Here is a 9337-nt window from a genome sequence, read left to right on the forward strand (position 1 = left end):
CCCCGGGCCCGTACCGCGAGCTGGCTCTCCTTCGCCGGCAGCGCCGCGCTCGCCGGGCGGGGCCTGCTGCGGGGCGTCGACGCGCTCTACGCGAACATGTGCCGGTCACCGATGGCGGAGTTCATCGCCCGCCGGATGCTGGCCGGTCTGCCGCTGGCGGTCGCCAGCGCGGGCACCGACGCGATCGACGGCGCCGCCATGCACCCGTACGCGGTCGAGGTGGCTGCCCGGACCGGCGCGGACCCGGCGGCCTTCCGCACCCGGCGGCTGCGCCCCGAGCACCTGACCGGAGCGGCGCTGGTGCTGACCGCGACCCGCCGCCAGCGCTCGGCCTGCACCGCGATGGCCCCGGCCACGCTGGCGCGGACGTTCACGCTCCGGCAGTTCGCCCGGCTGGCCACCGAGGCCCGGGCGGACGAGGCGGAGGCGGGCACGCCGTTGCGGGCGGCGGTGTCGGCCGCCGTGCGCGCCCGGGGGCGGCTGCAACCCGCCGCCCCCGACGTGGACGACCTGCGCGACCCGATCGGCGGCTCGCCGGCCGACTTCCGGCGGTGCGCGGAGGAGATCGAGCGGTCGATCCGCCCCGTGCTCGCGCTCATCGCGACAGCCGGGTGAGTTCCTGCGTCCGGTCGCCCCCGACGGCCTTGGCGCCCCGGCGGCTGCCGGCCCGGTCGGCCGGCACCGAGGGCGCGGCCGGCGGCACGACCACCTTGTACGCCTCGTACTGGTAGGCGTCCGACTTGGCCACCTTGGCCATGTTGAGCACGCAGCCGAGCAGGCGCACCGAGACCGAGCTGAGCGCGTTCGCCGCCGCCGCCACCTGGCTGCGCGAGGTCCGGCCCTGCTGGGTGACCAGGAGCGCGCCGTCGGCCTGCACGGCCACCACCACGCCGTCGGTGACGGCCAGCAGCGGCGCGGTGTCGATCACCACGATGTCCGCCGAGTCCCGCAGCGCCACCAGCAGGTCCGCCATGGACTTCGAGCCGAGCAGCTCGCTCGGGTTGGGCGGGGTGGCGCCGCTGGGCAGCACGAGAAGGGACTTCTCCCCCCAGCGCTGCACCACGTCACCGACCTGGACGTCGCCGACCAGCACGTCGGTGAGGCCGACGCCGCCGTCGAGGCCCAGGTAGTCGGCCACCTTCGGGCGGCGCAGGTCGGCGTCGATGAGAAGCACCCGCCAGCCCGCCTCGGCCAGCGCGATGGCGGTGTTGCAGGCCATCGTGGTCTTCCCCTCGCCCTGCAACGCGCTCGTGACCGCGATGACCCGGGCCGGCTCGTGCACGTCCACGAAGCGCAGGTTCGTGCGCAGTTTGCGGACCGCCTCGGCCCGGGCGGAGGTGGCCGCCGCGCCGACGATCAGCGGCGCCGCCTTCGCGCCGTTCTCGTACGGGATCTCGCCGAGCAGCGGGCTGCCGGTCACCCGTTGCAGCGCGGCGCCGTCGCGCATCCGGACGTCGGCCAGCCCGCGCAGCACGGCCAGCGCGGCGCCGAGCAGCAGGCCCAGCACACCGCCCATGACCAGGTTGCGCGTGGGCTGCGGCGAGACCGGGCTGGACGTCACCCGGGGACCACTGACGACCTCGATCTTGATCGGCGGGGCATTGCCGTCCGGCGGCGTCTCGACCTTGCGCACCAGCTCGGTGAACTTCGTCGCGAGCGTCTCGGTGGTCTTCAGCGCCCGGGTCTGGTCGGTGTCGGTGATCGTGGCCTTGAGCAGGACCGTGCCGGTCGTGCTGGCGGTCCGGATCCGGCTGCGCACCTGGTCGGCGGTGAGACCCAGCGGCGCGTCGGCCACCACGCTCTGCGCCAGCCGGTCGCTGGTGAGCAGGTCACCGTAGGACTTCACCCGCTGCTGAAGGAAGAGGCTGCCCTGGTAGGCGTCGGTGACGCCCTGGCTGGGCGTGGTGACGAAGAACGTCACCGAGGCCTCGTACCGAGGTGCCGTCCGGACCGTCACGAGCGCGGCGGTGCCCAGGGCGAGCATCACCGTCACCAACACGATCCACCAGTGGCGTCGGACCAGGCGCAGGTAGCCGAGAACGTCCATCACGCCCTCCCTAGCGACACGCCGGTCTGCCGATGAAACTGCACGAAAGCCCCCTAAAAGCACCCGTACCCGTGCCAGGATCGAATCGCCTATTCACGACGTTACGTGACTTGACGAATGTAAACGACCGAACAGGCACAGAAGGTCTAATCCTTTCAATCCGGATAGGACACAGAGGGCAGCCCATGGATCGTGAAGCCAGCACAGCAGTGCGACCGCACCGCCGGATCACCCACCGCGCCGCCACCCTTTCCCTGTTAACGCTGGACACGGCCGCGTGGTGCGGAGGATTTCTCGGCGCCGCCTGGACGAGGTACGAGTTCGACCTGACCGTCGCCGCCAGCGCCCGTACGCTCGGCCTGGCGCTGGCCTGCGCCGCGCTGTACGCCGCGCTCACGCTGCTGCGCTCCCGGATCTACGGCCGCTACCCGATCGGCAGCTCTGGGGACGCGCAGGGGCTCGCCGTCACCGTCGCGCTCGTCGCGGCCGTCGGCGCCGTCGCCGTGATGCAGTGGACGCGGCATCCCGTACCGGCCAGCACGCCGCTCGTCGGCGGCACGGTGGCGCTGGTGGTGATGGCGACCGCCCGCGGCCTGTGGCGTGCCCACGCCGACCGCCGGCCACCCGCCCCACGGAACGCCGAGCGCTGCCTGGTCTACGGGGTGGACGCGGCCAGCGAGCGGCTCGTCCGGGTGCTGCTGCAGGATCCCGACAGCAGCTACCGGCCGGTCGGCCTGCTCGACGACGCGGCCGACAGCCGCGGCCTGCGGCTGGAGGGGCTGCGCGTACTGGGCGGCCGCGAGCAGGTCGGCGACGCCGTTCGGGCGACCGGGGCGACCACCGTCATCTTCTCGATGAGCGGCTCGGACCCGCAGCTGCTGCGCGACGTGCGTACCCGGACCCTGGAGGCCGGGGCGGCGTTCAAGGTGCTGCCGCCGGTGCGCGAGCTGCTCGACCGGCCGGTCGCCGCCACCGACGTGCGCGACGTCCAGCTCACCGATCTGCTGGGCCGGGCGCACCGGGTGGCGGAGCTGAGCGTGGAGCGGGGTGGGCTGGCCGGCCGGCGGGTGCTGGTGACCGGCGCCGGCGGCTCGATCGGCTCGGAGCTGTGCCGGCAGATCGCCCGCTGCGAGCCGGACGAGCTGATGATGCTCGACCGGGACGAGTCGGCGCTGCACGCGCTGCAGATGTCCCTGCACGGGCGCGCGCTGCTGGACGGGCCGGAGCTGATCCTGGCCGACATCCGCGACGCCGAGGGCATCGCCCGGGTGATCGCCGACCGGCAGCCCGACGTGGTGTTCCACGCCGCCGCGCTCAAGCACCTCACGCTGCTCCAGCGCCACCCCGGTGAGGCGATCAAGACCAACATCCTGGGTACGCTGAACGTGCTGGAGGCGTGCCGGGACGTCGCCGAGTTCGTGAACATCTCCACCGACAAGGCGGCCAACCCGGCGAGCGTGCTCGGCTACTCCAAGCGGATCACCGAGCGGCTCACCGCGTACCACGCGCAGCGGCTCAACGGCACCTACCTCAGCGTCCGGTTCGGCAACGTGCTCAGCAGCCGCGGGTCGGTGCTCACCGCGTTCCAGGCGCAGATCCGCGCCGGCGTGCCGGTCACCGTCACCCACCCCGACGTCACCCGCTACTTCATGACCGTCCAGGAGGCGGTGCACCTGGTGCTCCAGGCCGCGACCATCGGCCGGGGCGGCGAGGCGCTGGTGCTCGACATGGGCGAGCCGGTCCGGATCGCGGACGTGGCGCGCCGGCTCGCCGCCGAGGCGGACCGGCCCGTGGAGATCGTCTTCACCGGGTTGCGGCCCGGTGAGAAGCTGCACGAGCACCTGTTCGGCGCGGACGAGGTGGACACCCGCCCGCTGCACCCGCTGATCTCCCACGTCCCGGTGCCGGAACTGGACCCGGACGAGGTGCGGACGCTGGACCCGTACGCGGAACCGGACGAGCTGATCAAGCGACTGGCGGCGTTCTGCGAACCGGCCGGCGCCGCCCTGCCGGCGCTGCCCGGCCAGCGCTGACCGGAGCCGGTGGGACGCCCGCCCACGAGATGGGACGAGCGTCCCACCGGCCCAGCTCGCCGCCGGTCCCGGCGGCCGTTAGGCTTGGAACCGGTGTGCCGGGAAGCCTGGTCGGCGATGGATTCGCCGACCCCAGCTCCCGAACGGACGCCGCATGACCCACACCCCACCTCCGTCGCGCCTGCTCTCCCGCCGCTCCTGGCCGGAGGCCCGGTTCCTGGCCGACGTGCTGCGCACCGAGACGGTCGGCGGCGCTCTGCTGCTTCTCGGCGCCGTGATCGCGCTGATCTGGGCCAACTCGCCGTGGCGCGCCGGGTACGCGGAACTGAGCCACTGGGTGCCCTGGCCCGGCGGCGCGGCGCTGCACCTCGACCTCAGCCTGCGCACCTGGGCCGCCGACGGGTTGCTGGCGATCTTCTTCTTCGTGGTGGGCCTGGAACTCAAACGCGAGTTCGTCGCCGGTGACCTGCGGGATCCCCGCCGGGCCGCGCTGCCGGTGATCGCGGCCGTCGGCGGCATGGTCGCGCCCGCGCTGATCTACCTGGCGGTGACGCTCAGCGCCGGCGGCGCCGGACTGCGCGGATGGGCCATCCCCACCGCCACCGACATCGCGTTCGCCCTCGCCGTGCTCGCCGTGGTCAGCTCCCACCTGCCGCAGGGGCTGCGCGCGTTCCTGCTCACCCTCGCGGTGGTGGACGACCTCTTCGCGATCACCATCATCGCGGTGTTCTACACCGCCGACTTCCACCCGCTGCCGCTGCTCGGCGCGCTGCTGCCGATCGCCGTGTTCGGGTTGCTCGTGCAGCGGCGCCGCACCTGGTGGTGGGCGCTGATCCCGCTGGCCGTGACCGCCTGGACGCTCGTGCACGCCTCTGGCGTGCACGCCACGGTGGCGGGCGTGCTGCTCGGCTTCACCGTGCCCGTGCTGCGCGGACGCGACGGCTCGCCCGGCCTGGCCGAGCGGCTGGAGCACCGCTGGCGGCCGGTCTCCGCCGGCCTGGCCGTACCGGTCTTCGCCTTCTTCGCCGCCGGGGTGACGCTGGTCGGCGTGGACGTGGGCGGCGTGCTCCGCAACCCGGTGGTGCTCGCGGTCGCCGCCGGACTCGTGCTGGGCAAGGTCGTCGGCGTGTTCGGTTCGACGTACCTGCTCGCCCGGTTCACCCGGGCCGAACTGGACGAGGAGATCACCTGGGCCGACCTGCTCGGACTCGCGCTGCTGGCCGGCATCGGCTTCACCGTGTCGCTGCTCATCGGCGAGCTCGCGTTCGGCACGGGCAGCCCGGAGGAGGACGGCGTCAAGGTGGCGGTGCTGCTCGGCTCGCTGACCTCCGCCCTGCTCGCCTCGGTGGTGCTGGTCCGCCGCAACCGGGTCTACCGCCGGATCAGCGAACGGGAGAACCGGGACGCCGACGGTGACGGCATCCCGGACGTCTACCAGGGCGGAACCGCCTGACCCGCGTCGCGGCCGCCCGCCCCCCCGGGCGGGCCGCCCGGCGCGACACGGGCCGATCAGTTCAGCTCGGTGACCGCCTCGAAGATCAGCCACAGGCCGCAGATGGCGAACAGCACTGCCGCGCCGTAACGGATCGCCCGCTCCGGCAGGTGCCGGCCGAGCATCCGGCCCACCAGGATCGCCAGCGCGTCCGCGGCGACCATGCCGAGCGTCGACCCGAGCCAGGTGCCGAACCAGCCGTACTTGGTGGCCAGCGTGATGGTGGCGAGCATGGTCTTGTCGCCCAGCTCGGCCAGGAAGAACGCCACACCCACCGCGAGGATCGCCGACTTGCTGCTGCGCTCGGCCTTGCGCTTCTCCTCCTCGGTCAGCTTGTCGCCGCGCAGCGTCCACGCGCCGAATCCGAGGAACGCCAGGCCGGCGATGAGCGAGATCCAGCCGGTGGGCAGCGCGGCGTTCAGGCCGTACCCGATGGCCACCGAGGCCAGGTGCACGATCGCGGTGGCGATCGTGATGCCGATGAGCACCGGCACCGTCTTGAACCGAGTGGCGAATGTCAGCGCCATGAGCTGGGATTTGTCGCCCAGCTCCGCAACGAAGATCACGCCGAAGCTGACCACCAGCGCGACGAGGAAACCCTCCATGTGAACCTTCCCGATCAAGCCGGGAGGAGGAACGGGGGCGCCCTCGACCCGGCTGCGACAGCCTGAGTCGAAGGTCTCGCCCGCCCCGGAGACCGGGGCCGCGTGGCCGGATGCGGAACGCACCAGTGTGTCGACCACGACATTGGGGGCTACTCCCCTTCGCGCAGCCAGCCTAGCCGATCACCCGCCGGGCCCGTCAGCGGGTGTGGCCCGGACCACCCGGACCTCAGTCGGCCCGGGCTAGGCTCACCCCGAACAGCCCGCCCGGGTCGGTCCAGAACGCCTGCCGGGTGAACCCGGCGGCGGTCAGCTCGGCCGCGATCCCCTCCGGCCGGAACTTGGCCGACACCTCGGTACGCAGCTCCTCGCCGGCGGCGAACACGACGTCGGTGTCCAGCACCCGCACCGTCGCCGGGCGCTCGGCGCGCAGCCGCATCTCGATCCACTCCCGCTCCGGGTCCCAGACCGCCACGTGCCGGAACGCGTCGACGTCGAAGTCCGCGCCCAGCTCCCGGTTGATCACCCGGAGCACGTTGCGGTTGAACTCGGCGGTCACGCCCGCCGCGTCGTCGTACGCGGGCACGATCACCGCCGGGTCCTTCACCAGGTCGGTGCCGATCAGCAGCCAGTCGCCGGTCTCCAGCGCCGCGCGCATCGCCGTGAGGAACCCGGACCGCTCCACCGGCAGCAGGTTGCCGATCGTGCCGCCGAGGAACGCCACCAGGCGCCGGCCGCCGGTGGGCAGCCGGTCCAGGTGGCGGGTGAAGTCACCGACGATCCCCCGCACCCGCAGCCCCGGGTACGCGGCGGCGATCTGCTCGGTGGAGGAGCGCAACGCGCTCACCGACACGTCCAGCGGCACGAACGTGCCCAGGTCGCCGTGCCGGGTGAACGCGTCCAGCAGCAGGCGGGTCTTCTCCGACGAGCCCGACCCCAGCTCGATCAGCGTCTTCGCGCCGGTCAGGGTGGCCACGTCGTCGGCGTGCGCGGCGAGCACGGCCCGCTCGGCCCGGGTCGGGTAGTACTCCGGCAGGCGGGTGATCTCCTCGAACAGCTCGCTGCCCCGGGCATCGTAGAACCACTTCGGCGGCAGCCACTTCGGCGTCGCGGCCAGCCCCACCCGTACGTCCTCCCGCAACCCACGGTCGAGGTCCCGCTCCTCCAGGTGGATCTCCAGCGGCTCCGCGCTCATCAGGTGTCCTCTCTGTCCTGCCGGTGATGGGAAGAACGTCAGGCGGCGGTCAGCTCCCGCACGTCGAACCGGCCCGTGGACGCCACCACGAGCCGGCCGTCCGGCACCGCCTGCCAGGCCGGGTCGTCGTCGAACGGTTCGGAGGCCAGCAGCACCGAGTCCGGCCCGCGACGCGCCGACAGCGCGTGGCCGCCCGTGCTCGCCACCACCGTCGTACCGTCGGTGAGCAGCAGATTCAGCCGTGAGCCGGGAGCGGCGGCGGCGACCGCCGCGACCGTGTCCGCGACCGCCTCGTCCGGCGCGGCCCCGGCGCGCAGCCGGTGCCGGACCAGCGCCCACAGCAGCGCCGAGTCGGTCGGCACGTCGAGCGTGATCAGGTCGCGCACGGGCAGGCCCGCGGCGAGCGGGACCAGGCTGTCCGGCCAGCCCCGCACCACGCCGTTGTGGCTGAACAGCCACCGTCCCTCGGCGAACGGGGCCGCCGCCGTCTCGTGCAGCGGCATGCCGACGGTGGCGGACCGGACCGCCGCCAGCACCGCCCGCGCCCGCGTCACGGCGGCCAGCTCCGGCAGCGTGGTGTCGCTCCACATCGGCTGGGCCCGCCGGTACCGGACCGGGTCGCCGTCGTCCGGGTACCAGGCGACGCCGAAGCCGTCGGCGTTTATGGTGCCGCCGCCGCGCATGTCACGCGGCGCCCACGACTGGCGCAGCAGGCCGTACGGCGGGTCGAACAGCAGGCTGCCCAGGAGCACGGGTGGACCGAGGTACGCGAGGTGACGGCACATCGGGCCGGCTCACTCCTCCGGGCCGGCGTCACGGGCGCAGCGGAAACCGCTGAAGATCTGCCGCCGGATCGGGTAGTCCCAGTTGCGGAACGTGCCCCGGCAGGCGGACCGGTCGGTGCCGAACGAGCCGCCCCGCAGCACCCTGTGGTCGTCGCCGAAGAAGACCTCCGAGTACTCCCGGTAGGGGAACGCGGTGAAGCCCGGGTGCCCGCGGAACGGCGACGAGGTCCACTCCCACACGTCGCCGACGAGCTGGTGCACGCCCAGCGGCGAGGCGCCCGCCGGGTACGCGCCCACCGGCGCCGGCCACAGGTGCCGCTGGCCCAGGTTGGCGTGCTCGGCGCCCGGATCCTCGTCGCCCCACGGGTAACGGCGGGACCGGCCGGACGCCGGGTCCCAGCGGGCCGCCTTCTCCCACTCCGCCTCGGTGGGCAGCCGCTTGCCGGCCCACGCCGCGTACGCCTGCGCCTCGTACCAGCAGACGTGCACCACCGGCTCGTCGTCGCGGACCGCCGACCAGCGGCCGAACCGGCGGTACGCCCAGCCGTCGCCGTCGCGCCGCCAGTGCATCGGCGCGCTCAGCTCCGCCTCGATCCGGTGCCGCCAGCCGGCCTCGCTCCACCAGCGCGGCTCGTCGTATCCGCCGTCGGCGATGAACGCGCGGTACTGCCCGTTCGTGACCGGCGCGGCGTCGATGAGGTACGCGGGCAGGTCGACGGTGTGCGCCGGGCGCTCGTTGTCCAGCGCCCACGGGTCGGTGGAGGTGCCCATCGTGAACGGCCCGGCCGGCACCCGTACCTCCCCGCCGACCCGGGCCCGGGGCTCCGGCGGTGGCGGCGCGTCCAGCACCGGGGCGCCGGCGCGCAGCTGGTGGGTGGCGAGCATGGTCTCGTCGTGCTGCTGCTCGTGCTGCACGATCATGCCGAACGCGAACCCGTCGGCGACCAGGGGACGCTCGGTGAAGCGGATGCCGTCGAGCAGGTCGAACACCTTGTCGCGGACCGTACGCACGTAGGCGCGCGCCTCGGCCGGCGGCAGCAGCGGCAGCGCCGGGCGGTCCTTGCGGGGCTGCTTGAACGCGTCGTAGAGGTCGTCGATGTCGTGGCGCACCGGTTCGCGGCCGCCGACGTCGCGGACCAGCCACAGCTCCTCCTGGTTGCCGACGTGCGCCAGGTCCCAGACC

General features: G+C 73.5%; 8 protein-coding genes. 3 read left to right on the forward strand and 5 right to left on the reverse strand.

Annotation, left to right across the window (positions count from 1 at the left end; all coding sequences use genetic code 11):
* The first annotated feature begins 96 nt into the window (after nt 1-96).
* A complete protein-coding gene (locus KBX39_RS13705) occupies nt 97-615 on the forward strand; it encodes a low molecular weight phosphatase family protein (protein ID WP_210870880.1) in 519 nt (172 codons plus the stop codon).
* Here KBX39_RS13705 and KBX39_RS13710 read toward each other — a convergent pair.
* Nucleotides 596-2047 (reverse strand): polysaccharide biosynthesis tyrosine autokinase, encoded by a 1452-nt coding sequence (locus tag KBX39_RS13710; protein WP_043323724.1) that lies wholly within the window; start codon nt 2045-2047, stop codon nt 596-598. The two genes, KBX39_RS13705 and KBX39_RS13710, sit on opposite strands and share 20 nt — an antisense overlap.
* 185 nt (nt 2048-2232) lie before the next feature.
* Here KBX39_RS13710 and KBX39_RS13715 point away from each other — a divergent pair, with 185 nt between their 5' ends.
* Nucleotides 2233-4080: a nucleoside-diphosphate sugar epimerase/dehydratase gene (locus tag KBX39_RS13715; protein WP_043323722.1), complete on the forward strand. Its 1848-nt coding sequence runs from the start codon at nt 2233-2235 to the stop codon at nt 4078-4080.
* Between the two features lie 154 nt (nt 4081-4234).
* Nucleotides 4235-5533, forward strand: a complete 1299-nt coding sequence (gene nhaA, locus KBX39_RS13720) for a Na+/H+ antiporter NhaA (protein ID WP_187692585.1) — start codon at nt 4235-4237, stop codon at nt 5531-5533.
* 56 nt (nt 5534-5589) lie between these two features.
* On the opposite strand, the gene KBX39_RS13725 is transcribed toward nhaA, so the two are convergent.
* The 4 genes from KBX39_RS13725 to egtB form a co-directional block, all read right to left on the reverse strand.
* Entirely contained in the window at nt 5590-6177 is a 588-nt protein-coding gene (locus KBX39_RS13725; RefSeq protein ID WP_187692586.1) for a TMEM165/GDT1 family protein, read from the reverse strand.
* 226 nt (nt 6178-6403) lie between these two features.
* On the reverse strand, nt 6404-7369 hold the full coding sequence (gene egtD / locus KBX39_RS13730) for an L-histidine N(alpha)-methyltransferase (RefSeq protein WP_043323718.1): 966 nt from the start codon (nt 7367-7369) through the stop codon (nt 6404-6406).
* Between the two features lie 38 nt (nt 7370-7407).
* Nucleotides 7408-8154, reverse strand: coding sequence for an ergothioneine biosynthesis protein EgtC (gene egtC, locus KBX39_RS13735; protein ID WP_069088590.1), 747 nt, complete (start codon nt 8152-8154; stop codon nt 7408-7410).
* 9 nt (nt 8155-8163) lie between these two features.
* Nucleotides 8164-9337: ergothioneine biosynthesis protein EgtB (gene egtB / locus KBX39_RS13740; protein ID WP_210870877.1), on the reverse strand; the 1174-nt coding region annotated here is incomplete at its 5' end.

Origin of the sequence: Micromonospora sp. D75, from assembly GCF_018070405.1 — a bacterium.
In the GTDB taxonomy this organism is placed as follows: Bacteria; Actinomycetota; Actinomycetes; order Mycobacteriales; family Micromonosporaceae; genus Micromonospora; species Micromonospora chalcea.